The following is a 23,874-nucleotide window of genomic DNA, read 5'->3' on the forward strand; positions in this document are numbered from 1 at the left end:
TAATACTTCTTATATTCGAGACGATTATGACCGTGACCCGCCCGCGCGCCGAACGGGGCGCTTTTCCGCCAGGAACCGAACATTACGGACGTTCATTATTAGGTGCGCCGTTGATCTGGTTTCCGGCTTCTGCCGCCAGCAGCGAAAGTGGTTTAATCCTGGCTGGCACCCACGGCGACGAAAATTCTTCCGTCGTCACCCTCTCCTGCGCATTACGCACGTTAACACCGTCTCTGCGCCGCCATCATGTCGTCCTCTGTGTGAATCCTGACGGTTGCCAGCTTGGTCTGCGGGCTAATGCCAATGGTGTGGATCTAAACAGAAACTTTCCGGCGGCGAACTGGAAGGAAGGTGAAACGGTGTACCGCTGGAACAGTGCCGCCGAAGAGCGCGACGTGGTCTTGCTGACCGGCGATAAACCCGGCTCCGAACCTGAAACTCAGGCTTTGTGCCAGCTCATTCATCGTATCCACCCCGCCTGGATTGTCTCTTTTCACGATCCGCTGGCTTGTATTGAAGATCCCCGACACAGTGAATTAGGTGAGTGGCTGGCTCAGGCATTTGAATTGCCGCTGGTGACCAGCGTCGGATACGAAACCCCCGGCTCCTTCGGCAGTTGGTGTGCGGATCTGAACCTGCACTGTATTACCGCCGAGTTTCCGCCCATCTCCTCCGATGAAGCCAGTGAAAAGTATCTCTTTGCAATGGCGAATTTACTGCGCTGGCATCCTAAAGATGCAATTCGCCGGTCGTAAACTGTAGCGCCGGCTCCACATCCACCGCCAGCCAGGTCGGTCCATCAAGATCGGCAAAACTGACCTGCGGCACCAGCGGTAAAGCGGCGCTAATAGCACGAGAGGTACACAACATGCAGCCCAGCATCAGACTAAAACCTTGTGCACGCGCTTCGGTCGCCAATGCCAGGGCTTCGGTCAGCCCCCCCGTTTTATCGAGTTTGATATTAACCATCTCATAGCGCCCTTTCAGCGCCTTCAGATTGCTACGGGTATGACAACTTTCATCAGCGCAAATGGGTAACGGATGAATAAAATTCTCCAGCGCCGCATCGTCCTGTGCGGGAAGCGGTTGTTCCAGCATCGCGATGCCTAAGTCAGCCAGCAACTGACATCGCGCTGCCAATCCTTCTGCGCGCCAGGATTCATTCGCATCAACAATCAACGTCGCATCGGGTACAGCCGAGCGAATTGCCACCATCCGCTCGCTAATAAGATGGTTATCCAGTTTCACTTTCAGCAATTTCGCCCCTGCTTGCCATAGTGCCGCAGCACTGCTGGCCATTTGATCAGGCGTACCGATGACAACCGTCTGTGCAGTGGTAATGGTGTCGGGAAGCGTTATACCGATAAATTCAGCCAGCGTCTGCTGCTGTTTACGTGCACAGAGATCCCACAATGCACAATCCAGCGCATTACGCGCCGCGCCCGCTGGCAGTATTTTTTGCAGTTCTTCACGTGTCAGCCCTTTTTCCAGTTGCGGCACAACACTCATAATTTGCGCCATTACTGAAGCGTCACTTTCACCATAGCGCGGATAGGGAGTGCATTCCCCAGCACCTTTAACACCATCTTCTTCCAGTTCAACAACCACCACGCGCGCTTCACTGCGGCTGCCACGAGCAATTACAAACGGGGTATGTAACGGCCAGGCTTCCTCAAATACCTTTACGGTTCTCATCTTTACTCCTTGTTGCCGCGATGGACTGCGGATAAAGCGCAAATAGCGATTGCTGTGTTATTGACAGTTAGCATAAACTAGGTATGACGTTAACTATATGTAAACAGGAAAGATAATCATGTCACAAATCGTTCATTTCCAGGGCAACCCGGTTACAGTCGCCAATTCCATCCCGCAAGTGGGTAGCAAAGCGCAGACTTTTACTCTCGTGGCAAAAGATCTGTCTGACGTCACCCTCACGCAGTTTGCAGGTAAACGCAAAGTGCTGAACATTTTCCCAAGTATTGATACCGGTGTTTGCGCCGCATCAGTACGTAAGTTTAACCAACTGGCGACAGAAATCGACAACACCGTTGTACTGTGTATTTCCGCCGATCTGCCGTTCGCCCAGTCTCGTTTCTGCGGTGCGGAAGGTCTTAACAACGTCATCACCCTTTCCACTTTCCGTAATAGCGAATTTCTGCAAGCTTACGGCGTTGAGATCGCTGAAGGCCCACTGAAAGGTCTGGCTGCGCGCGCAGTTGTCGTAATTGATGAAAATGACAATGTGATTTTCAGCCAGCTGGTGAATGAAATCACCACTGAGCCGGATTACGAAGCAGCTCTGGCGGTACTGAAAGCGTAATTTATTATGCCTGATGGTATTGCGCCATCAGGCATTTTACGTGTTTACTCTTCGCTCTTTTTCTGGCTCAGGCCGTATTCACGCAATTTGTTGGCAATCGCGGTATGTGAAACGCCCAGACGTTTTGCCAGTTTGCGCGTGCTGGGATAATTGCGATAAAGCTGGGTTAACACCGAACGCTCAAATCGACTGGTGATTTCATCCAGCGAACCTTCCATCGCATCTTCGCCCACGGCAACGGTTGTCGCGTCATAATCTGGCAGCAAAATGTCTTGTGGACGCAGTTCGTAGCCGTCCAGTTGGGTGAGTGCACGATAGACAGCATTTTTCAACTGCCTCACGTTACCCGGCCAGCCATAACGTGTCAGCACGGTATTCAGATCGGCAGCCAATTTCGGCCGGGGTACTCCCTGCTCGTCAGCAAAGCGGGCGACGAACAATTCGGTTAACGGCATGATATCCTGCGGACAGTCTCGCAGCGGTGGCAGATTCAGCGTCAACACATTCAGGCGATAATAGAGATCTTCCCGAAATACGCCTTTTTGCACCAACTCAACCAGATTCTTTTGCGTCGCGCAAATCACCCGCACATCGACATGTACCTCGTGATCTTCGCCAACCCGACGGAAAGTGCCATCATTAAGGAAACGCAGCAATTTAGCCTGCATTCGCGGCGACATCTCACCAATCTCATCCAGCAGCACTGAACCGCCGTTCGCCTGCTCAAAGAACCCTTTCTTCCCTTCCGGGGCATGTCCAAACAGTTCGCTCTCAACGGCATCTTCCGGTATAGACGCGCAGTTCAGCGCCAGGTAAGGTTTACCGGCGCGAGGGCTGGCCTGATGACAGGCGTAAGCAAAGAGATCTTTACCAGTACCCGTGTCACCCGTAATCAGCAGTGGCGCGCTTAACATCGCCAGTTTCTGAGCCTGCTCGACAACGTGTTTCATTTTCGGGCTAACGGCGACAATCTGACTAAAGGCGCTGACATCCTGCGCAGCCACATTTTGCAACTGACGCCCCATACGAATCGTCGAGCGCAGCATCACTACCGCACCGGTCAGGACGTGTTGGTCGTGTTCATCCTGCAAATAAACCGGCGTTATCTCCATCAAGAAATTTTGCCCGTTAATCACCACATGTTCGTTATGCGAATCCTGCGGGTCACTCTCCAGCCAGCGTAAAAAATTAAATCCGTTAATCAATTGCGCAGCGGTATGATTGCGTAAACGATCAAGTTTTTGACCAAATAGCTGACAGCTCGCCGGATTCGCCATATCCACTTTGCTTTTCATATCGACCGAAAGCACGGGTTCAGGCAACGCCTCAAGCAATGCGCTCAACGCCAGATGTTCGCGCTCGGAAGGCATCCATGACACAGTGCGCACATCGGTAACACCTGCAATACGGCGAATTTCCGCCATCAGGCTGCTGAAACTGTCAAAATCCAGTTCGGCAAAATTGAGGTAAATCCGCCCGATTGGGTCAATCTCAATACCGCGTAAATCGATGCCTCTTAGAACCAGTAGATCGAGTAATTCGCGGGTCAGACCGAGTCGGTCTTCACAAAAGACTTCCAGACGCATGGGAACCTTCACCTGAGAAAAGAACAATTAATATGATGATATGACACTATTCGAGTGGCAGGAAGATTTCTGTCAACAAAGATTGACACAACGACGGATAATCGGGCACTTCGGCGTAAAGATATCCGATCAGCACCCGATATTGCGTTATTATTCGCTGGTCGTTTTGCCCTTTTGCAGCGTCTCCTTTACCTGACCGATAAGCTGGCGACGAAAATCCCCCAGGCGAGGTTTGTCATCGTCGATCCACGGCAGCGGACGGCAAAGTTCCATAGCTTTAATTCCCAGTCGCGCGGTCAGGAGTCCGGCGCCAATCCCCTGGGCAGCACGCGTTGACAAACGAGCAGCGAGATCTTGTGACATCCAGTCCATCCCCACTTCACGCACCAGCTCGCTAGCACCGGCAAAAGCGATATTCAGCAATACCAGTTTGAACAGGCGCAAACGGCTGTAATAACCCAGTTCAATGCCATAGAGCGTAGCGATACGATTAATCAACCGCAGATTACGCCAGGCAATAAACGCCATATCCACCAGTGCCAACGGGCTTACGGCAATCATCAGGGTAGATTCTGCCGCCGAACGGCTGATTTCTCTGCGCGCCTGCGCATCCAGCACTGGCTGAACCAGATGTGCGTACAGACTGACGACTTCACGATCGTTCTGCGTTTCATGGATTGAGGCATACCAGCGTTGCAGCGCCGGATGCGACTGATCAATACCGGCCTGCTGCGCCAGTTTCTCGCAAAATGCGCGCCCTTTGCCAGTGCCGTGACTATGCAACAAATCGCGCGCTTCATCGCGTTCGTGCGCACGCTGGCGCAAGCGCCATAAGCGTCGCCACTCTGTTACCACTGAGCCAACGCCAGCCCCGATAATCAATGCCCCAGCGGCACAACCGCCCAGTGCTACCCAATCCTGAGTTTGCCAGGCATTCATCGTCCACTGCACGCCCTGGCCAACAACGCTCGCGCCAAACAGCGCCACCCCACCCATGACCATTTTACGCCACAGACTGCGTTTCGGACGCAGCGCCGCATCCATTACCGCTTCGACTTGCCCCTCTTCTTCCGGCACATCGTCGAGCGTTGCCGGGGCAAAATTTTGCGCCTGATTTTCATCAAAGGTCTGCTGCGCCTTAAATTTAGGGTTCTGATCGACTTCCAGCGGACCGTCGAAATCAATACGTGGTTTTAACGGTTCGGTCATCGCAATTTATCTCCTATTAAAAATTCCAGCGCGGCATCAAGGCGAATATGCGGCAGCGGTTTATCGACATCCATCACCTGCGGGCGAAACGCTTCAAACTGGAAGCCTTGCTTATCCCAGAACGCCTGACCGGGCAAACGCGCAGGAACTTCACCAGGGTAAACGGTGAGCGGTGCGCCATCGCTCAGTCGATTACCGCGCAGAGCCGGGATTTTCTCGCCGTTGACGTCGATAATGCCGCTGGTGGTCGCCTGTACGGAGGCCAGCCCCAGACAATCCATGCTGATCCCTTCAAACGCCGCATTTTGCCAGGCATCCTGAATCAGTTGTTGCAGTAATGAAACCATATTGGCGTGCTGATCGATGGTCACATGATCCGCTTTCGTCGCGGCAAACAGCAATTTGTCGATAACCGGCGAGAACAAGCGGCGGAAAAGCGTACGTTGCCCGTAGTGGAAACTTTGCATCAACTGCGTCAGCGCCAGACGCATGTCATTAAATGCCTGCGGTCCACTGTTGAGCGGTTGCAGGCAATCCACCAGCACAATCTGGCGGTCAAAACGCAAAAAGTGGTTTTTATAGAACCCCTTCACCACTTTCTCGCAGTAATAATTAAACCGCTCGCGCAGCATTCCGGCGTTGGTATGCTTATCGGCCTGTGCCAGTTTAGACTCGCCCCAGGCATCGACATCCGGCCACGGGAAGAATTGCAGCGCGGGTGCGCCTGCCATATCCCCCGGTAGAACAAAGCGCCCAGGCTGAATAAAGTGCAGCCCCTGCTGTTTGCAGTGGTGGAGATAATCGGTCCACGCGGCGGCGATATCTGCAAGACGGTTTTCGTCGGCAGGCGCTAACGGATCAAGTCCTTCGCACATCATCCGCCATTTTGCCGACCACTCGCCGCGCTGACCATTAAGCAAGCCCGTCATCTGGCGTGACCAACTTAAATAGTCCTGCGCCAGCATTGGTAGATCGAGTAGCCACTCGCCGGGATAATCCACAATCTCCAGATACAGCGTGGAGGTGTCTTTGAAGTGACGCAGTAGCGAATCGTTCGATTTATAACGCAATGCCAGGCGGATTTCGCTGACACCACGCGTTGGCGTCGGCCAGGCGGGAGGGTCGCCGTACAGCTGCGCTAACCCTTCGTCGTAAGTAAAACGTGGGATGCCAAAATCACGTTGAGGAATACGCTTCACACCCAGCAGGCGCTCTTCACGCACCGCGCTTAACAGCGGCAAGCGTGCTCCTGCATGAATATTGAGCAACTGATTGACCATCGCGGTGATAAACGCCGTTTTGCCACTACGGCTAAGTCCGGTTACCGCCAGTCGCAGGTGCCTGTCGACGCCACGATTCACCAGCGCGTTAAGTTCATTTTTGAGTCGCTTCATTGCTGTCCTGTGCCAGAAAGCTGTAGAAAGGATGAGATGCTGGAGATAATAATGTGGGTTAATTTTGATTTATCAAATGAATAAGCGGCGTTATTTACACCGCTCAATAAGTAATTTGTTAACCTTTGACCTTCGGCATCGCAATGTCTTTAAGACCACCGGCGTTCTCAACGTGGGTATATCCCATCTCGCTAAGGATTTCTTTTGCCTGCCCGGACTGGCGTCCGGCGTTGCAATACACTTTCACGGTGTCGTTTTTATCCGGAACGGCGGTGGCAATGCGCTCTTTCACTTCCTTCAGGGGAATATTGATGGCTCCCTGAACGTGTTCTTGCTGATACTGTTCTGGAACACGAACATCGATCCAGTGTTCAGCGGCGAAAACAGGCAGTGAAAACGCCAGCGTCAGCGCAAGTAAGCCTTTTTTAAACATGTAAGCGTCCTTCTATGGATGAAAATTGCCATCCATTATACGCCTGAGATTTAACAATTTTTGCGAAACTCCCCTCACCTTTTATAACGCTGCGCCAGTTTATTGGCAGCCCGACTTAACAGCGGTTCCAGCGCCACAGCCAACAACATTTTCAGCGGTCGGCGAGCAACAGATTTTATCGCCCAACCCGCCACACCCGCCGGGCCGTAGCGCAGAGCGGTGAGAAGAACCAGCTTGCCTGCTAATTTGAAACCAGGCTTCACCTTTTGCCCAGCTTGTTGCCAGCGAGTATTCATAACTTTCCTCACAATTGACGGAAACGGCTACGCAGCGTGAAGGTATCGGAAGTGACATAACGTTCCATCTCGCGTAAACGCGTTTCACTGGCCGCCAGTTCACGATCGACTTCATCCAGCAATTCGCTGCTGGAAGGTTGTTGTTCACCATACGCCATGTTGTCCGGCATCGGGTCAAGAGCAAATGACAAAATGATGTAAGCAACCAAGGTAAATAGCGCCAGGCCGAAGAAAATCGACAGCACCACGAGGATACGCACCAGTTTTACCGGTACATCAAAATAATTAGCAATCCCCGCGCAGACGCCGCGCACCATGCCCTGCTGTGGAATACGCCATAATTTTTTATTGAGATTAATGCCCGCCATTAGCGATCCCTCCAGTTCGGATGTTCTGCATCAAGAATGGATTCCAGCGCCTGAATACGCTCGCGCATCCGCTTTGCTTCATCAGCCAATTGCGCTAATCGCTGCTGTTCGCTTTGCGAAAGCTCCCCACGACTGGAGCGGTTGCTGTAATGCAGCCATAACCAGATCGGTAAAACAAACAGCACAAAAATGGTTAACGGAATAGCCAGAAATAGCGCGCTCATAAGTACTCCTTAGACGATGAGCGGCGGCGCGTTCGGACGCCGCCTGGATGTTATTATTGATTGTCTTGCTTCATTTTGGCTTTTAATTGTGCCAGTTGCTCACTGATTGCATCATCGGCTTTCAGTTCGGCAAACTGATCGTCCAGCGATTTTTGTTTGCCGAAGCTGTGGCTTTCGGCTTCCGCTTCCATCTGGTCGATACGACGCTCGAAAGATTCGAAACGCGCCATTGCTTCATCCAGTTTGCCACTGTCCAGTTGACGACGCACATCACGCGACGAGTTTGCAGCTTGATGACGCAACATCAATGCCTGCTGGCGAGCGCGAGTTTCGCTCAATTTGTTTTCCAGCTCGCCAATCTCTTTCTTCATACGCTCCAGCGTATCGTCCACCAGCGTCACTTCATGTTCCAGGCTCTTAATCAGATCGGTCAGTTTCTGTTTTTCAATTAGTGCCGCACGCGCCAGATCTTCTCTCTCTTTCAGCAGCGCCAGTTCGGCTTTTTCCTGCCACTCAACTTCACGCGCCGACGCTTGTTCAATACGGCGAGTCAGCTGTTTCTTTTCCGCCAGTGCACGCGCCGAGGTAGAACGCACTTCAACTAATGTATCTTCCATTTCCTGGATCATCAGACGCACCAGTTTCTGCGGATCTTCCGCTTTCTCTAACAGGGCGTTGATGTTGGCGTTCACGATGTCGGCAAAGCGAGAAAAAATACCCATAATGTTGTCCTCTTGATTTCTTCGTTCAGGATTGTCCTGCTGAACTGTTAATACAATTTGCGTGCCAATTTTTTATCTTTTTGATTTATAAAGATCTGATTGAAGATTCGACAGCAACATGCCAGGATGAATTAGCGAATTACACTAACAAGTGGCGAATTTCATCATGGCAGAATACAAAGATAATTTACTCGGTGAGGCGAACAGCTTTCTTGAAGTGCTGGAACAGGTTTCGCATCTCGCGCCGCTGGACAAACCGGTTTTGATTATTGGCGAGCGCGGCACCGGTAAAGAGCTGATCGCCAGCCGTTTGCATTATCTCTCCTCCCGCTGGCAAGGGCCGTTTATTTCCCTTAACTGCGCAGCGTTAAATGAAAATCTGCTGGATTCCGAACTGTTTGGTCACGAAGCCGGTGCGTTTACCGGAGCGCAAAAACGCCATCCGGGACGATTTGAACGTGCCGACGGCGGTACGCTATTTCTTGATGAACTCGCTACAGCACCGATGATGGTGCAGGAAAAATTATTGCGTGTGATTGAGTACGGTGAACTGGAGCGCGTTGGCGGCAGCCAGCCATTGCAGGTGAATGTGCGGTTGGTATGCGCGACGAATGCCGATCTCCCGGCGATGGTCAATGAAGGTACTTTTCGCGCTGACCTGCTCGACCGGCTGGCTTTTGATGTAGTGCAACTGCCGCCACTACGCGAGCGTGAAAGCGACATTATGCTGATGGCGGAGCACTTCGCCATCCAGATGTGTCGGGAAATAAAACTGCCTCTGTTTCCTGGTTTTACCGAGCGCGCCAGAGAAACGTTGCTGAACTATCGCTGGCCGGGAAATATCCGTGAATTGAAAAACGTGGTGGAACGTTCGGTGTATCGCCACGGCACCAGCGATTATCCGCTTGATGAGATCATTATTGATCCCTTTAAACGGCGTCCACCTGAAGACACTATCGCCGTTTCAGAAAACACCTCGCTTCCAACGCTGCCGCTGGATTTACGTGAGTTTCAAATGCAGCAGGAAAAAGAGTTACTGCAACTCAGTTTGCAACAGGGGAAATATAACCAGAAGCGCGCGGCTGAATTGCTGGGGTTAACCTATCATCAGTTCCGCGCATTGCTTAAAAAGCACCAGATTTAGTGGAGTTGGGCAATGTGGCTTGCCGGATGAGGCGATCAAGCCTACAAAATCAATACGTCGTTTGCAGGCCTGATAAGCGCAGCGTATCAGGCATTATTGCGTTGGGCTCCGCTTATGCGTATTAATCTCTCAGCGCATCCTGCAAAATTTTCATTGCCGCATCGAATTGCGCATCCGGGATGGTCAGCGGATACAGGAAACGAATCACGTTGCCGTATGCGCCACAGGTCAACAGTAACAGCCCCTGCGCCAGCGCGCGTTGCTGAATTTTCTGCGCAATGGCGGCTGACGGCTCGCCCGTTTGCGGGTCGTTAAATTCTGCCGCAATCATCGACCCCAGACCGCGTACCGCAGCAATGGCCGGAACGCTTTCTTTGGCCTCAATCAGCGTTTGCGTCAGGCGCTGACCGAGTTGATTCGCACGGTCGCAAAGGGATTCTTTGTCGATAATGTTGAGCACTGCGTGCGCGGCGGCAACTGCCAGCGGGTTACCGGCGTAAGTGCCGCCAAGCCCGCCCGGCGCGGGCGCGTCCATAATGTTGGCATTACCGACCACGCCCGAAAGCGGCATCCCGCCCGCGAGGCTTTTCGCCATCGTCATTAAGTCCGGCTTATCGGCGTAATGATCCATGGCAAACAGTTTACCGGTACGCGCAAAACCGCTTTGCACTTCATCAGCAATCATCACAATGCCGTGCTCATCGCACAGGCGGCGAATGGCGGCAACCAGCTCTTTTGGCGCCACGTTAAATCCGCCCTCGCCCTGTACCGGTTCGAAAATAATGGCCGCGACCTGTTTCGCTTCGATGTCTGATTTAAACAAGCGTTCGATGGCGTCGAGGGAATCTTGCGTCGAAACGCTATGCAAATCTGACGGATACGGCACGTGATACACCGAACCGGGGAACGGGCCGAAACCAATTTTGTACGGTGCAACCTTTCCAGTTAATGCCATGGTCATATACGTGCGACCGTGGAAGCCGCCGCTGAACGCAATCACGCCAGGGCGTCCGGTATGGGCGCGGGCGATTTTCACTGCGTTCTCAACCGCTTCCGCACCGGTGGTGAAGAACGCGGTCTTAGCCTGACCACTGACCGGGGCAAGGGCGTTAATTTTCTCCGCCAGCGTGACATAGCTTTCGTATGGCACAATCTGATACGCCGTGTGGGTAAACTGTTGCAGTTGCTGTTCCACCGCTGCCACCAGTTCAGGATGGCGATGTCCGGTGTTCAGCACCGCAATGCCTGCGGCAAAATCGATGTACTCGTTGCCTTCAACATCCTTCAGCGTGGCGTTTTCAGCCGACTGGGCGAAGAAGTTACACATTACGCCGACCCCGCGCGGGGTGGCAGAAAGACGACGCTGATGGAATTCATTGTTGCTCATGTTTCACACCTTTTGACTCTTCACGGTTAATCGGAAATTAAACGCCCAGACGATCGCGCAGGCTGTAATAAGCCGCGCCCATCGCGGTAAATGGCACGCGCAGCGTGCGCCCGCCGGGGAACGGGTAATGCGGCAGATTGGCGAACGCGTCGAAACGCTCGGCATCTCCGCGCAGCAGTTCAGCAATTAAACGCCCGGCGAGATGGGTACAGGTAACGCCGTGGCCGCTGTAGCCCTGCATGTAGTAAATGTTTTTATCGAGGCGACCAAACTGCGGCATACGCGACAGGGTCAGCAGGAAGTTGCCCGTCCAGCGGTAGTCGATTTTTACGCCCTGCAACTGCGGGAAGGTTTTCAGCAGTTTCGGCACCACCAGGCGCTCAACGTCATCCGGGTCACGTGCGCCATACACCACGCCACCACCGTACAGCAGGCGGTTATCGGCAGTCAGGCGGTAGTAATCAAGCAGATAGTTACAGTCTTCGACACAGTAGTTTTTCGGGATCAGCGAACGGGCTAAATCATCGGAAAGCCGCTCGGTGGTGATTACCTGCGTGCCGCACGGCATACTGCGCTTCGCCAGTTCCGGCTCCACTTTATCGCCCAGATACGCATTCCCGGCGACAATCACATACTTCGCCGTTACCTGACCTTTGGCAGTCCGCACCACGGCTGGCGTGGTGTGCTGGATCTGCGTCACCACAGAAAGCTCATACACACGTCCGCCGTTCAGACGAATGGCGTCGGCTTCACCAATAGCGAGGTTCAGCGGGTGAATATGCCCGCCGCTGTGATCCAGCAGCGCACCGGTGTAGCGATCGCTGGCAACTTCACGGCGAATGGCACTGGCGTCCAGCAGTTCGAGTTGATTGTTACCATAGCGTTCCCAGTTCTCTTTCTGCTCTTCAAGAGTCGCGAGCTGCTTATCATTCATCGCCACAAACAGGCCGCCGGGGCGGTAGTCGCAGTCAATCTGATAACGTTTGATGCGCTCGCGAATGATCTCGCCACCTTCAAACATCATGCTGCCGAGCATACGGGCGGTGTCCATGCCGTAGCTTTTTTCGATTACGTCGATGTCGCGGCTGTAGGAGTTTACAAGCTGACCGCCGTTACGCCCGCTGGCGCCAAAGCCGATGCGTGAGGCTTCGAGTACCACCACGTCAAAGCCCGCTTCCGCCAGATGCAGTGCAGAGGAAAGCCCGGTGTAGCCGCCGCCAACCACGCAAACATCACACGTGATTGACTCATTCAGCGTGTCGAAAGGCGCATATTTATTCGCACTGGCGGCGTAGTAACTACTGGTATGTTCGGTCATTTCAGGCCTCCAGGCTTATCCAGATGGTTTTCAGTTCAGTGAATTTTTCAAGGGCGTGCAGGGATTTGTCGCGACCGTTGCCGCTCTGCTTATAACCGCCAAACGGTACGGTCATATCGCCATCGTTGTAGTTGTTGACGAAGACGGAACCAGCTTTCAGGCGACGGCTCATGCGGTGCGCGCGGGAGAGATCGCGCGTCCATACCGCCGCACCGAGCCCGTACTGGCTGTCGTTGGCAAGCTGTAGCGCCTGGTCTTCTGATGTGAAACGCGTGACCACCAGCACCGGGCCGAAAATCTCTTCGCGACTTAGAGACGCATTGGGCTCTACGTCGACAAAGATGGTCGGGCCGATGGCCGCAGTCAGTTCAGCGTTACGACCATCCAGCAGCAGTTGCCCTTTGCTTTCGCCTTCACGAATAAAGGTGTGTACCGAGTCGGCATGAGCGCAGTCGATTAAGGTGCCCATCGTGGTTGCAGGATCAAGTGGATGCCCCGGCTGCCAGTTTTGCGCCTGCTGTTTTAACAGGGCTAAAAACTCATCGGCGATGCTCTCTTCCAGCAATAAACGGGTTCCGGCGATGCACACCTGCCCCTGGTTGTAGAAGATGCCTGCGGCGGTCGCGCTTGCCGCCTGTTGCAAATCCGGGCAGTCAGCAAAAACGATGTTGGCGCTTTTACCACCTGCTTCCAGCCAGACGCGTTTCATGTTGCTGTCGCCTGCGTCTTTCAGCAGTTGTTTACCGGTACGCGTGGAGCCGGTAAAGGCGATGGCATCGATATCGTTATGACGAGAAAGCGCCTGCCCCGCCTCATGACCAAAACCAGTTACTACGTTCAGCACGCCATCCGGCAGACCTGCTTCTTTCGCCAGCCCCGCAAGGCGAATCGCACTGAGCGGTGATTTTTCAGACGGCTTCAGGACAACGCTGTTACCTGCCGCCAGCGCCGGGCCGAGTTTCCAGCAGGTCAGCAACAGCGGGAAGTTCCACGGGACGATGGCGGCAATTACGCCGACCGGTTCGCGCACAATCATCGCCAGCTCATGGCTACTGGTGGTCGCCACTTCGCCGTAAACTTTATCGATAGCTTCGCCGTACCAGCGAATGGCGCGCGCCGCGCCGGGAATATCATCACGCAGGCTGTGACGAATCGGTTTACCGGTGTCGAGGGTTTCCAGCAGCGCCAGTTCTTCCGCGTGGGCTTCCATTAAATCGGCGAGTTTATTCAGTACCACTTTGCGTTTAGCCGGAGAAGAGAGCGACCAGTCGCCGCGTTCAAATACGCTGCGTGCCGCACTCACTGCGCGGTCGATATCGGCGCTTTTACCGCGCGCAATATTCGCTAGCGGCGCCTGGGTGACCGGATCAACGGTTTCGAAGGTTTCGTTTTCCGCCGCAGCGGTATATTCACCGTTAATAAATAAGCGGGTTTCAATGGCGAGACTTAACGCTTTATCCTGCCAGTAAGCCAGATGATGAAAATTCATTATGACTCCTGTTTCACGTCTATCAGATATATGCAGTTTGTGAACGTCAGGGCGCAGAGATCCCCGGGCCGTATGCCCGTTTATTTCTGGCGACATTCTTTATAGATTGCCGGGCGCATTGCGCTTACCCGGCTTACAGAGCTAAAAGATTAAAACGTGGTGGGTGTATGGGCGCTGATAATTCGGCAAATGCCTGCCGACGTATTGCTGAAACTGTGCGGGATGCCGGTATTAATGGCATAACTTTGCCCCGCGACGAGGTGATAATCCTGTCCATTAATGGTCAGAACAATTTCACCTTCCAGTACAGTGCCTATTTCCTCACCCTGATGCTTAATTCTTTCCCCAGTGGTTGTGCCCGGCTGGTACGTATCAAAGATCATCGCCAACGTGCGATTCGGGTTACCGTTATGAACCAGCTTCATTGACACACCCTGACTACCCATTTCAATTAAGTCGTCCTGATTAATGACGACCTGCGGCTCATCAGGTTTTTCCGGCTCGGAAAAGAATTCCGAGAGTGACAGTCCATACACCTTCAGCAGCTTTTGCAGCGTACTGATGGCAGGGCTGACTTTATCCTGTTCTATCGTACTGATAGCACTGTGAGTCAGCCCGGAGAGTTCGGCGGCACGACGTTGTGAAAGCCCCTGCTGCTGGCGGATTTCCGACAAGCGTTTTCCTGGCGCCAGTCCCTCATCACTCATATTTGCATTTCCTTAAACTGTAGTGGTCAGAGTCGCTGTTTTTCAGCGATATGGTGCTGACAAGCGGTGATAAAGCCCTCGAACAATATACGCGAAAGCGCGTACTCGCTACTGTTCCATTCCGGGTGCCACTGTACGCCCAGCGCAAAAGGATGATTGATGACGCTCACCGCCTCAACTAAGCCATCCGGCGAGCGAGCTTCAACACGCAACCGTGGGCTAACAACCTTCGCCCCTTGTCCATGCAGAGAGTTTACCCAAAAGTTGCTACATTCAGGTAACAGCGCAGACAGTAATCCCCCCTCTTCAACCTGAACTTCATGCGACGGCGCATATTGCTGCTCCACCGGCAGTTCGGGATCTTCCCGATGTTCCAGCAATTCAGGCTGTTCGCACAGCTTGCGATGCAACGAACCTCCGGTTGCCACCACCAGTTCCTGTAAACCCCGGCAGATGGCGAAAATGGGGATGCGCCTTTCGAGTGCAGCGTTAATTAACGCCATGCTCAGAAGATCACGCCCGGGATCGGCGTCAGGCTCATCGCCGTTTTCACCATATAGGTGCGGCTGCACATTGCTGGGGCTACCAGGAAGATAAATGCCATCAAGTTTCGGCAAAAGTTCTTCAAGTAATGACGGCTCAGCCAGCGCATGGGGAAGCGCAATCGGCAAACCACCTGCGTGAATGATGGCATTCAGGTACTTTTCTTGCAGAGTCTGGGTCTCATGACCCTTAAGCCTGTTCCTGCACATTACGACACCGATAACAGGATTGTTCATTATATTTTCCATGCTCAATCTCACAAAGTGGACTAAATTATCGCCATTACTGCGGTTTAAATGACCATTCTGTTCAATATTTTTTCAATCTAGCAGTGAGTTTTCTTTTTTGCAAACTTAATTTAACATTTGACAAACATTTAGTTTGCATACAGATTCGAGGAGTGGTCATTATATTTTACGCTCTGATAACGAGTGGAAAACAAAACCAAAGGCGAAGAATCATGGAAACCAATATCGTTGAAGTAGAAAACTTTGTTCAGCAGTCAGAAGAGAGGCGGGGTAGCGCCTTCACGCAGGAAGTGAAACGCTACCTGGATCGCTACCCGAATACGCAATATGTTGATGTTTTACTTACCGATCTGAATGGCTGTTTTCGTGGAAAACGCGTCCCCTTCTCCAGCCTGAAAAAACTGGAGAAAGGATGCTACTTCCCGGCTTCGGTGTTTGCGATGGATATTCTGGGCAATGTGGTAGAAGAAGCAGGGCTAGGTCAAGAAATGGGCGAGCCAGATCGTACCTGTATCCCTATTCTCGGTTCTTTAACCCCTTCTGCCGCCGATCCTGAGTTTATTGGTCAAATGCTTCTGACCATGGTCGATGAAGATGGCGCTCCCTTTGACGTTGAGCCGAGGAATGTACTCAACCGCCTGTGGCAGCAGCTACGCCAGCGCGGATTGTTCCCGGTCGTAGCGGTAGAGCTGGAGTTCTATTTACTGGATCGCCAGCGCGACGCCGAAGGGTATCTGCAACCGCCCTGTGCGCCAGGCACCGATGACCGCAATACCCAAAGCCAGGTCTACTCTGTCGATAACCTCAACCACTTCGCCGATGTGCTCAATGATATTGATGAACTGGCGCAATTACAGCTGATTCCGGCAGATGGTGCGGTCGCCGAGGCTTCGCCAGGCCAGTTTGAAATCAACCTTTACCATACCGATAACGTGCTGGAAGCCTGCGATGATGCATTAGCCCTTAAACGCCTGGTGCGCTTGATGGCGGAAAAGCATAAGATGCACGCCACTTTTATGGCGAAGCCGTATGAAGAACACGCGGGCAGCGGGATGCATATCCATATCAGTATGCAAAATAATCGTGGCGAGAACGTGCTTTCTGACGCGGAAGGCGAAGATTCGCCGCTGCTGAAAAAGATGCTCGCCGGGATGATTGACCTGATGCCGTCATCAATGGCGTTGCTGGCACCAAACGTGAACTCGTATCGCCGCTTCCAGCCAGGTATGTATGTACCGACGCAGGCGTCGTGGGGCCATAACAACCGTACCGTCGCCCTGCGTATTCCGTGCGGCGACCGTCATAACCACCGCGTGGAATATCGCGTGGCGGGTGCCGATGCCAACCCATATCTGGTGATGGCAGCGATTTTTGCCGGTATTTTGCATGGCCTTGATAACGAGCTGCCGTTACAGGAAGAAGTCGAAGGCAACGGCCTGGAACAGGAAGGCTTACCCTTCCCGATTCGCCAGAGCGATGCCCTGGGTGAGTTTATCGAGAATGATCACCTGCGCCACTATTTAGGCGAACGTTTCTGTCATGTGTATCACGCCTGTAAAAATGATGAGCTGTTGCAGTTTGAGCGCCTCATCACAGAAACAGAAATTGAGTGGATGTTGAAAAACGCGTAATACCCCTTGCGGGGTTGTTTCATCGGCCTGAGCGGAGCCAGGCCTGACATTTGCTGGTAATCCAGACATTTCCCGGATGTCGCGTTATGGAGCGCAGGCGGCAACGGGCTTCCGTTAACGATTAAGACTGTGACGAGGAAATGAGATGATGCCGATGATTAAATCCCCGCATGGCGAGGGAGGCTGCGTATGCGCCCCTCCTGCGACTGACTGGACTCCGCCCCCTTTGCTTCCCTTGCTAAACAGGTTTGATTTCAGGTCGACACGACCGCAAACCTTATTACGCAGGGGAGGCAGCAATTATGGCTATTAATTCACCACTGAATATTGCTGCGCAACCCGGCAAAACCCGTCTGCGAAAATCACTGAAATTGTGGCAGGTGGTGATGATGGGTCTGGCCTATCTCACGCCGATGACCGTATTTGATACTTTTGGTATTGTATCTGGCATTAGCGACGGTCACGTTCCGGCGTCCTATTTGCTGGCGCTGGCGGGTGTGCTGTTTACCGCTATCAGCTACGGCAAACTGGTTCGCCAGTTTCCGGAGGCCGGTTCGGCCTATACCTACGCGCAAAAGTCGATTAACCCGCACGTCGGCTTTATGGTCGGCTGGTCATCGCTGCTGGATTATCTCTTTTTGCCGATGATCAACGTTTTGTTGGCGAAAATCTATCTCTCCGCCCTCTTCCCGGAAGTGCCGCCGTGGGTGTGGGTGGTGACCTTCGTCGCCATTTTAACCGCCGCGAATCTGAAGAGCGTCAATCTGGTTGCTAACTTCAATACCCTGTTTGTACTGGTGCAAATCTCCATCATGGTGGTGTTTATCTTCCTGGTGGTTCAGGGACTGCATAAAGGAGAAGGCGTTGGCACCGTCTGGTCACTTCAGCCGTTTATCAGCGAGAACGCGCACCTGATCCCGATTATTACCGGGGCGACGATTGTCTGTTTCTCGTTCCTCGGTTTCGATGCGGTGACCACGCTTTCGGAAGAGACGCCGGACGCCGCACGCGTGATCCCGAAAGCTATCTTCCTGACGGCGGTATACGGCGGCGTTATCTTTATCGCTGCGTCGTTCTTTATGCAACTGTTCTTTCCCGATATCAGCCGTTTTAAAGACCCGGACGCCGCACTGCCTGAAATTGCGCTGTACGTCGGCGGCAAGCTCTTCCAGTCGATATTCCTCTGCACCACGTTTGTGAACACGTTAGCGTCTGGCCTGGCTTCACATGCCAGCGTGTCGCGTCTGCTGTATGTGATGGGGCGTGACAATGTGTTTCCGGAGCGCGTGTTTGGCTATGTGCACCCAAAATGGCGGACTCCGGCACTGAACGTCATTATGGTCGGAATTGTCGCGATGTCGGCGCTGTTCTTCGATTTAGTTACCGCCACAGCGTTAATTAACTTCGGCGCGTTGGTAGCGTTTACCTTCGTTAACCTGTCGGTGTTCAACCACTTCTGGCGGCGCAAAGGAATGAATAAAAGCTGGAAGGATCACTTCCACTATTTGCTGATGCCGCTAGTTGGCGCGCTGACGGTGGGTGTGCTGTGGGTTAACCTCGAGTCAACGTCACTGACACTCGGTCTGGTATGGGCTTCGTTAGGCGGCGCATATTTGTGGTATCTGATCCGCCGCTATCGCAAAGTGCCGTTGTATGATGGTGACAGAACACCGGTGAGCGAAACGTAATAGTCGGATGCGCGGCGCATTATCCTGCCTGAGGGTAATGCACCGCGCCATTAACTATAAAAAGATGTATGACCCGGATCACGAGTGCTATCATCCGCCCTTATGCTTAGCGCATTAACCCCAGGGGCAAATAATGAACCACGATATCCCGCTAAAATATTTTGATATTGCCGATGAGTACGCGACCGAATGCGCAGAGCCTGTCGCAGACGCTGAACGCACACCGCTGGCCCACTACTTCCAGTTACTGCTCACCCGTTTGATGAACAATGAAGAGATCAGCGAAGAAGCCCAACATGAAATGGCTGCTGAAGCGGGGATTAATCCCGTACGCATTGATGAGATCGCAGAGTTTTTGAATCAATGGGGTAATGAGTAATTATTTAATTGCAGACGATCGGTCAGTATCGTTGCCCGGATAAAGCGTTCACGCCGCATCCGGCTAACAATGACACGCACTGCAGCGTGCTTTAATGGGTTTCTCACGATCGTACCGCTCTGCTCCTCGCTAAGTTGTTCTGTGAGTTATAGTTATAGAGAAATCACGGGTACGAATGTTGAACAGATGGCGACGTCACCTGTTCAACGACCAACCACACGGCCCTCATTACGACCCCTGAACACAAACGGTAATGGCAAATGTCATTAAATATTAGTAAGATAGCCTCTTTACATAAAATCCCTTAATATTATGCGCCAGGTATTATCGTCTCTTTTGGTGATTGCTGGACTGGTGAGTGGTCAGGCAATCGCCGCGCCTGAATCCCCCCCGCATGCTGATATCCGCGACAGCGGTTTTGTCTATTGCGTCAGCGGGCAAGTCAACACCTTTAACCCATCCAAAGCGAGCAGTGGGTTAATTGTCGATACCCTTGCCGCCCAGTTTTATGATCGACTGCTGGATGTCGATCCCTATACCTATCGCCTGATGCCGGAACTTGCCGAAAGCTGGGAAGTACTCGACAACGGCGCGACCTATCGCTTCCACCTACGTCGCGATGTTCCGTTTCAAAAAACCGACTGGTTTACTCCCACTCGTAAAATGAATGCCGACGATGTGGTGTTTACCTTCCAGCGAATTTTTGACCGCAACAACCCGTGGCATAACGTCAACGGCAGCAACTTCCCCTACTTCGACAGCCTGCAATTTGCCGATAACGTGAAAAGCGTCCGTAAACTGGATAATCATACCGTTGAGTTCCGTCTGGCTCAGCCGGATGCTTCTTTTTTGTGGCACCTCGCAACCCATTATGCTTCGGTCATGTCGGCAGAATATGCCCGGAAGTTAGAGAAAGAAGATCGCCAGGAGCAACTCGACCGTCAACCGGTCGGCACTGGACCGTATCAGTTGTCGGAATACCGCGCCGGGCAATTTATTCGCCTACAACGTCATGATGACTTCTGGCGCGGTAAACCGTTAATGCCGCAGGTGGTGGTGGATTTAGGCTCCGGCGGCACCGGACGTCTGTCGAAACTCCTGACTGGTGAATGCGACGTTCTGGCCTGGCCTGCTGCCAGCCAGCTATCCATTTTGCGTGACGACCCGCGCTTGCGTTTAACGCTGCGTCCTGGGATGAACGTCGCCTATCTGGCATTTAACACCGCCAAACCGCCGCTAAATAATCCCGCTGTCCGCCATGCACTGGCACTGGCGATTAATAACCAGCGCCTGATGCAATCCATCTATTATGGTACGGCTGAAACGGCGGCCTCTATTTTACCGCGCGCCTCGTGGGCCTATGACAACGAGGCTAAAATTACTGAATACAATCCGGCGAAATCGCGCGAACAGTTGAAGGCTTTGGGGCTGGAAAACTTAACGCTGAAACTGTGGGTGCCAACACGTTCGCAGGCGTGGAACCCCAGTCCACTGAAAACTGCCGAACTGATTCAGGCAGATATGGCGCAGGTTGGCGTAAAAGTGGTGATTGTGCCGGTAGAAGGTCGCTTTCAGGAGGCGCGGTTGATGGATATGAGCCATGATCTGACGTTATCCGGTTGGGCGACTGACAGTAACGACCCGGACAGTTTCTTCCGTCCGTTACTGAGCTGCGCGGCAATTCATTCGCAGACCAACCTCGCCCACTGGTGCGATCCGAAATTCGACAGCGTATTGCGTAAGGCGCTCTCCTCGCAGCAACTGGCGGCGCGCATCGAAGCCTATGACGAAGCGCAGAGTATTCTGGCGCAGGAATTGCCCATTTTGCCGCTGGCGTCGTCATTGCGTTTGCAGGCCTATCGGTACGATATCAAAGGTCTGGTACTTAGCCCGTTTGGTAACGCCTCCTTTGCTGGGGTGTATCGCGAGAAACAGGATGAGGTGAAAAAACCATGATTATCTTCACCTTACGTCGCATTTTGTTATTGATTGTCACCTTGTTCCTGCTGACCTTCGTTGGCTTCAGCTTGAGCTATTTCACCCCACATGCGCCGTTACAAGGCGCGTCACTGTGGAATGCCTGGGTGTTCTGGTTTAATGGCCTGATCCACTGGGATTTTGGTGTTTCCAGCATTAACGGTCAACCGATTGCCGAACAGTTAAAAGAGGTCTTCCCGGCGACGATGGAACTGTGCATCCTCGCCTTCGGTTTTGCGCTGATTGTTGGCATCCCCGTGGGGATGATTGCCGGGATTACGCGCCATAAGTGGCAGGATAACTTGATCAACGCCATCGCCTTACTGGGCTTTTCAATCCCGGTGTTCTGGCTGGCGCTTCTGTTGACGCTGTTTTGTTCACTCACGCTAGGTTGGTTGCCCGTTTCAGGGCGTTTCGATCTGCTCTACGAAGTGAAACCGATTACCGGTTTTGCGTTGATTGATGCCTGGCTTTCGGACTCACCATGGCGGGATGAAATGGTCATGAGCGCAATCCGCCATATGATATTGCCCGTGATCACCCTGTCGGTTGCGCCAACAACTGAAGTGATCCGACTGATGCGTATTAGCACTATCGAAGTATATGACCAGAACTATGTTAAAGCAGCGGCGACCCGCGGTTTGTCGCGCTTTACTATTTTGCGTCGCCACGTTCTGCATAACGCGTTACCTCCGGTTATTCCTCGCCTGGGCTTACAGTTTTCTACCATGCTGACGCTGGCGATGATCACCGAAATGGTTTTTAGCTGGCCGGGTTTAGGCCGCTGGTTAATTAACGCTATCCGCCAGCAGGATTACGCAGCCATTTCCGCCGGAGTGATGGTGTGTGGCTCACTGGTCATTATTGTTAACGTGATTTCTGATATTTTGGGTGCCATGGCTAACCCTCTGAAACATAAGGAATGGTATGCCTTACGATAGCGTATACAGCGAAAAGCGCCCGCCGGGCACGCTGCGTACCGCCTGGCGCAAATTTTATAGTGATGCCTCTGCGATGGTCGGCCTGTACGGCTGCGCGGGGCTGGCTGTACTGTGTATTTTCGGCGGCTGGTTTGCGCCTTACGGCATCGATCAGCAATTTCTCGGTTATCAATTATTGCCGCCGTCATGGTCACGCTATGGCGAAGTTTCTTTCTTCCTGGGGACTGACGACCTCGGACGCGATGTTTTAAGCCGTTTACTGAGCGGAGCTGCGCCAACCGTAGGCGGTGCATTTGTGGTGACTCTTGCCGCGACGATCTGTGGCCTGGTACTGGGCACCTTCGCCGGCGCGACGCACGGCCTACGCTCAGCGGTCCTTAACCATATCCTGGATACCTTACTGGCGATCCCTTCCCTGCTGCTGGCAATTATCGTTGTAGCGTTTGCCGGACCGAGTTTGTCTCACGCCATGTTTGCCGTCTGGCTGGCGCTACTGCCGCGTATGGTACGTTCGATTTACAGCATGGTGCATGACGAACTGGAAAAAGAGTACGTTATCGCCGCCCGTCTGGATGGCGCATCAACGCTGAATATTCTCTGGTTTGCGGTGATGCCTAACATCACCGCCGGACTGGTCACCGAGATCACCCGCGCACTGTCGATGGCAATTCTCGATATCGCCGCGCTGGGCTTTCTCGATCTCGGCGCACAACTCCCCTCACCTGAATGGGGAGCGATGCTCGGTGATGCGCTGGAACTGATTTATGTCGCCCCGTGGACTGTCATGCTGCCAGGTGCGGCAATTATGATTAGCGTGCTGTTGGTTAACCTCCTTGGCGACGGTGTCCGTCGTGCAATTATTGCGGGAGTGGAATAATGCCATTACTCGATATTCGTAACCTGACTATTGAATTTAAAACCGGTGATGAGTGGGTTAAAGCCGTTGACCGGGTAAGTATGACCTTAACCGAAGGTGAAATCCGCGGTCTTGTTGGTGAATCCGGTTCCGGCAAGAGTTTGATTGCGAAAGCGATTTGTGGGGTGAATAAAGATAACTGGCGTGTTACTGCTGACCGTATGCGTTTTGATGATATCGATTTGCTGCGTCTCTCCGCACGCGAACGGCGCAAACTGGTTGGCCACAACGTGTCGATGATTTTCCAGGAACCGCAGTCGTGTCTAGATCCTTCAGAACGTGTGGGTCGCCAGTTGATGCAAAACATCCCAGCCTGGACCTATAAAGGCCGTTGGTGGCAGCGTTTTGGCTGGCGCAAACGGCGTGCCATTGAACTGCTGCACCGCGTGGGGATTAAAGATCACAAAGATGCGATGCGCAGTTTTCCCTATGAGTTGACCGAAGGTGAATGTCAGAAAGTGATGATAGCCATTGCACTGGCGAATCAACCGCGTCTGCTGATTGCTGACGAACCGACAAACTCAATGGAGCCAACAACCCAGGCGCAAATCTTTCGCCTGCTGACGCGTCTCAACCAAAACAGCAATACTACTATTTTGCTTATCAGCCATGACTTACAAATGCTTAGCCAATGGGCGGATAAAATCAACGTGCTTTATTGTGGTCAGACAGTGGAAACCGCGCCAAGTAAGGAGCTGGTGACAATGCCGCATCATCCTTACACCCAGGCGCTGATCCGCGCGATACCGGATTTCGGCAGCGCGATGCCGCATAAAAGTCGCCTCAATACGCTGCCTGGTGCAATCCCGCTTCTGGAACAATTACCCATTGGTTGTCGTCTGGGGCCACGTTGCCCATATGCACAACGAGAATGTATAGTGACGCCGCGCCTGACGGGCGCGAAAAATCATCTCTATGCCTGTCATTTCCCGCTGAATATGGAGAAAGAGTGAG

25 protein-coding genes are annotated in these 23,874 nt (G+C 52.9%); 11 read left to right on the forward strand and 14 right to left on the reverse strand.

The features are described 5' to 3' along the window. Positions 1 to 26 precede the first annotated feature (26 nt). Entirely contained in the window at positions 27 to 755 is a 729-nt protein-coding gene (gene mpaA, locus A7Z06_RS06280) for a murein tripeptide amidase MpaA (RefSeq protein ID WP_010344731.1), read from the forward strand. Here the strand turns inward: mpaA and ycjG are convergent. Then, on the reverse strand, positions 730 to 1,695 hold the full coding sequence (gene ycjG / locus A7Z06_RS06285; protein WP_010344733.1) for an L-Ala-D/L-Glu epimerase: 966 nt from the start codon (positions 1,693 to 1,695) through the stop codon (positions 730 to 732). The genes mpaA and ycjG overlap by 26 nt on opposite strands. A 118-nt stretch (positions 1,696 to 1,813) precedes the next feature. Here ycjG and tpx point away from each other — a divergent pair, with 118 nt between their 5' ends. After that, positions 1,814 to 2,320, forward strand: coding sequence for a thiol peroxidase (tpx, locus tag A7Z06_RS06290; protein ID WP_000078460.1), 507 nt, complete (start codon positions 1,814 to 1,816; stop codon positions 2,318 to 2,320). A gap of 44 nt (positions 2,321 to 2,364) precedes the next feature. Here the strand turns inward: tpx and tyrR are convergent, their stop codons facing one another. From tyrR to pspA, 8 genes are all read right to left on the reverse strand, one after another. Next, positions 2,365 to 3,906 carry a transcriptional regulator TyrR gene (gene tyrR / locus A7Z06_RS06295; RefSeq protein WP_010344747.1) on the reverse strand — a complete coding sequence of 514 codons (1,542 nt, stop codon included), beginning with the start codon at positions 3,904 to 3,906 and terminating at the stop codon, positions 2,365 to 2,367. A gap of 150 nt (positions 3,907 to 4,056) precedes the next feature. Further along, entirely contained in the window at positions 4,057 to 5,115 is a 1,059-nt protein-coding gene (locus A7Z06_RS06300; RefSeq protein ID WP_000138698.1) for a YcjF family protein, read from the reverse strand. Then, the gene (locus tag A7Z06_RS06305) at positions 5,112 to 6,509 is read right to left on the reverse strand and encodes a YcjX family protein (protein ID WP_000825801.1); all 1,398 of its coding nucleotides are present in this window, start codon (positions 6,507 to 6,509) and stop codon (positions 5,112 to 5,114) included. Before A7Z06_RS06305 ends, A7Z06_RS06300 begins: the two co-directional genes overlap by 4 nt. Positions 6,510 to 6,627: 118 nt before the next feature. Continuing rightward, complete coding sequence (gene pspE, locus A7Z06_RS06310) at positions 6,628 to 6,942, reverse strand: thiosulfate sulfurtransferase PspE (protein WP_000473118.1); 315 nt, start codon at positions 6,940 to 6,942, stop codon at positions 6,628 to 6,630. Between the two features lie 74 nt (positions 6,943 to 7,016). Next, positions 7,017 to 7,238 (reverse strand): phage shock protein PspD, encoded by a 222-nt coding sequence (gene pspD, locus A7Z06_RS06315; RefSeq protein WP_001295585.1) that lies wholly within the window; start codon positions 7,236 to 7,238, stop codon positions 7,017 to 7,019. An 8-nt stretch (positions 7,239 to 7,246) separates the two neighbouring features. Then, positions 7,247 to 7,606, reverse strand: a complete 360-nt coding sequence (gene pspC / locus A7Z06_RS06320) for an envelope stress response membrane protein PspC (RefSeq protein ID WP_000907390.1) — start codon at positions 7,604 to 7,606, stop codon at positions 7,247 to 7,249. Then, positions 7,606 to 7,830 carry an envelope stress response membrane protein PspB gene (gene pspB / locus A7Z06_RS06325; RefSeq protein ID WP_001274965.1) on the reverse strand — a complete coding sequence of 75 codons (225 nt, stop codon included), beginning with the start codon at positions 7,828 to 7,830 and terminating at the stop codon, positions 7,606 to 7,608. Before pspB ends, pspC begins: the two co-directional genes overlap by 1 nt. A gap of 53 nt (positions 7,831 to 7,883) precedes the next feature. After that, positions 7,884 to 8,552 (reverse strand): phage shock protein PspA, encoded by a 669-nt coding sequence (pspA, locus tag A7Z06_RS06330; protein ID WP_000511032.1) that lies wholly within the window; start codon positions 8,550 to 8,552, stop codon positions 7,884 to 7,886. A 166-nt stretch (positions 8,553 to 8,718) separates the two neighbouring features. Between pspA and pspF the strand changes: the two genes are divergently transcribed. Then, on the forward strand, positions 8,719 to 9,696 hold the full coding sequence (gene pspF / locus A7Z06_RS06335) for a phage shock protein operon transcriptional activator (RefSeq protein WP_024165077.1): 978 nt from the start codon (positions 8,719 to 8,721) through the stop codon (positions 9,694 to 9,696). A gap of 121 nt (positions 9,697 to 9,817) precedes the next feature. Here the strand turns inward: pspF and puuE are convergent, their stop codons facing one another. The 5 genes from puuE to puuD form a co-directional block, all read right to left on the reverse strand. Then, entirely contained in the window at positions 9,818 to 11,083 is a 1,266-nt protein-coding gene (gene puuE / locus A7Z06_RS06340) for a 4-aminobutyrate transaminase (RefSeq protein ID WP_000069262.1), read from the reverse strand. Between the two features lie 37 nt (positions 11,084 to 11,120). Beyond that, positions 11,121 to 12,401, reverse strand: a complete 1,281-nt coding sequence (gene puuB, locus A7Z06_RS06345; RefSeq protein WP_105279363.1) for a gamma-glutamylputrescine oxidase — start codon at positions 12,399 to 12,401, stop codon at positions 11,121 to 11,123. A gap of 1 nt (position 12,402) precedes the next feature. Beyond that, complete coding sequence (gene puuC, locus A7Z06_RS06350) at positions 12,403 to 13,890, reverse strand: aldehyde dehydrogenase PuuC (RefSeq protein ID WP_085460751.1); 1,488 nt, start codon at positions 13,888 to 13,890, stop codon at positions 12,403 to 12,405. A 149-nt stretch (positions 13,891 to 14,039) separates the two neighbouring features. Next, on the reverse strand, positions 14,040 to 14,597 hold the full coding sequence (puuR, locus tag A7Z06_RS06355; RefSeq protein ID WP_105279364.1) for an HTH-type transcriptional regulator PuuR: 558 nt from the start codon (positions 14,595 to 14,597) through the stop codon (positions 14,040 to 14,042). A gap of 26 nt (positions 14,598 to 14,623) precedes the next feature. Then, entirely contained in the window at positions 14,624 to 15,388 is a 765-nt protein-coding gene (gene puuD / locus A7Z06_RS06360; protein ID WP_010344757.1) for a gamma-glutamyl-gamma-aminobutyrate hydrolase, read from the reverse strand. A 212-nt stretch (positions 15,389 to 15,600) separates the two neighbouring features. On the opposite strand from puuD, the gene puuA reads away from it, so the two are divergent. The 8 genes from puuA (at position 15,601) to sapD (ending at position 23,873) form a co-directional block, all read left to right on the forward strand. Beyond that, a complete protein-coding gene (gene puuA / locus A7Z06_RS06365; protein WP_000449623.1) occupies positions 15,601 to 17,019 on the forward strand; it encodes a glutamate-putrescine ligase in 1,419 nt (472 codons plus the stop codon). A 148-nt stretch (positions 17,020 to 17,167) separates the two neighbouring features. Continuing rightward, the gene (locus A7Z06_RS21635) at positions 17,168 to 17,332 is read left to right on the forward strand and encodes a YmjE family protein (protein WP_120795382.1); all 165 of its coding nucleotides are present in this window, start codon (positions 17,168 to 17,170) and stop codon (positions 17,330 to 17,332) included. Beyond that, positions 17,322 to 18,707, forward strand: coding sequence for a putrescine/proton symporter PuuP (gene puuP, locus A7Z06_RS06370; RefSeq protein WP_001362351.1), 1,386 nt, complete (start codon positions 17,322 to 17,324; stop codon positions 18,705 to 18,707). The genes A7Z06_RS21635 and puuP overlap by 11 nt, the downstream gene beginning before the upstream one ends. Before the next feature lie 133 nt (positions 18,708 to 18,840). Next, positions 18,841 to 19,086, forward strand: coding sequence for a YmjA family protein (locus A7Z06_RS06375; RefSeq protein WP_001015099.1), 246 nt, complete (start codon positions 18,841 to 18,843; stop codon positions 19,084 to 19,086). 312 nt (positions 19,087 to 19,398) lie between these two features. Next, positions 19,399 to 21,042, forward strand: coding sequence for an ABC transporter substrate-binding protein SapA (gene sapA, locus A7Z06_RS06385; RefSeq protein WP_001250213.1), 1,644 nt, complete (start codon positions 19,399 to 19,401; stop codon positions 21,040 to 21,042). After that, positions 21,039 to 22,004 (forward strand): putrescine export ABC transporter permease SapB, encoded by a 966-nt coding sequence (gene sapB, locus A7Z06_RS06390; RefSeq protein ID WP_000583281.1) that lies wholly within the window; start codon positions 21,039 to 21,041, stop codon positions 22,002 to 22,004. Before sapA ends, sapB begins: the two co-directional genes overlap by 4 nt. Continuing rightward, the gene (gene sapC / locus A7Z06_RS06395; RefSeq protein ID WP_001146163.1) at positions 21,991 to 22,881 is read left to right on the forward strand and encodes a peptide ABC transporter permease SapC; all 891 of its coding nucleotides are present in this window, start codon (positions 21,991 to 21,993) and stop codon (positions 22,879 to 22,881) included. Before sapB ends, sapC begins: the two co-directional genes overlap by 14 nt. Beyond that, positions 22,881 to 23,873, forward strand: a complete 993-nt coding sequence (gene sapD / locus A7Z06_RS06400; protein ID WP_001128858.1) for a peptide ABC transporter ATP-binding protein SapD — start codon at positions 22,881 to 22,883, stop codon at positions 23,871 to 23,873. Before sapC ends, sapD begins: the two co-directional genes overlap by 1 nt. Position 23,874 lies beyond the last annotated feature (1 nt).

Source organism: Escherichia sp. MOD1-EC6819, assembly GCF_002965765.1.
Lineage (GTDB): Bacteria > Pseudomonadota > Gammaproteobacteria > Enterobacterales > Enterobacteriaceae > Escherichia > Escherichia ruysiae.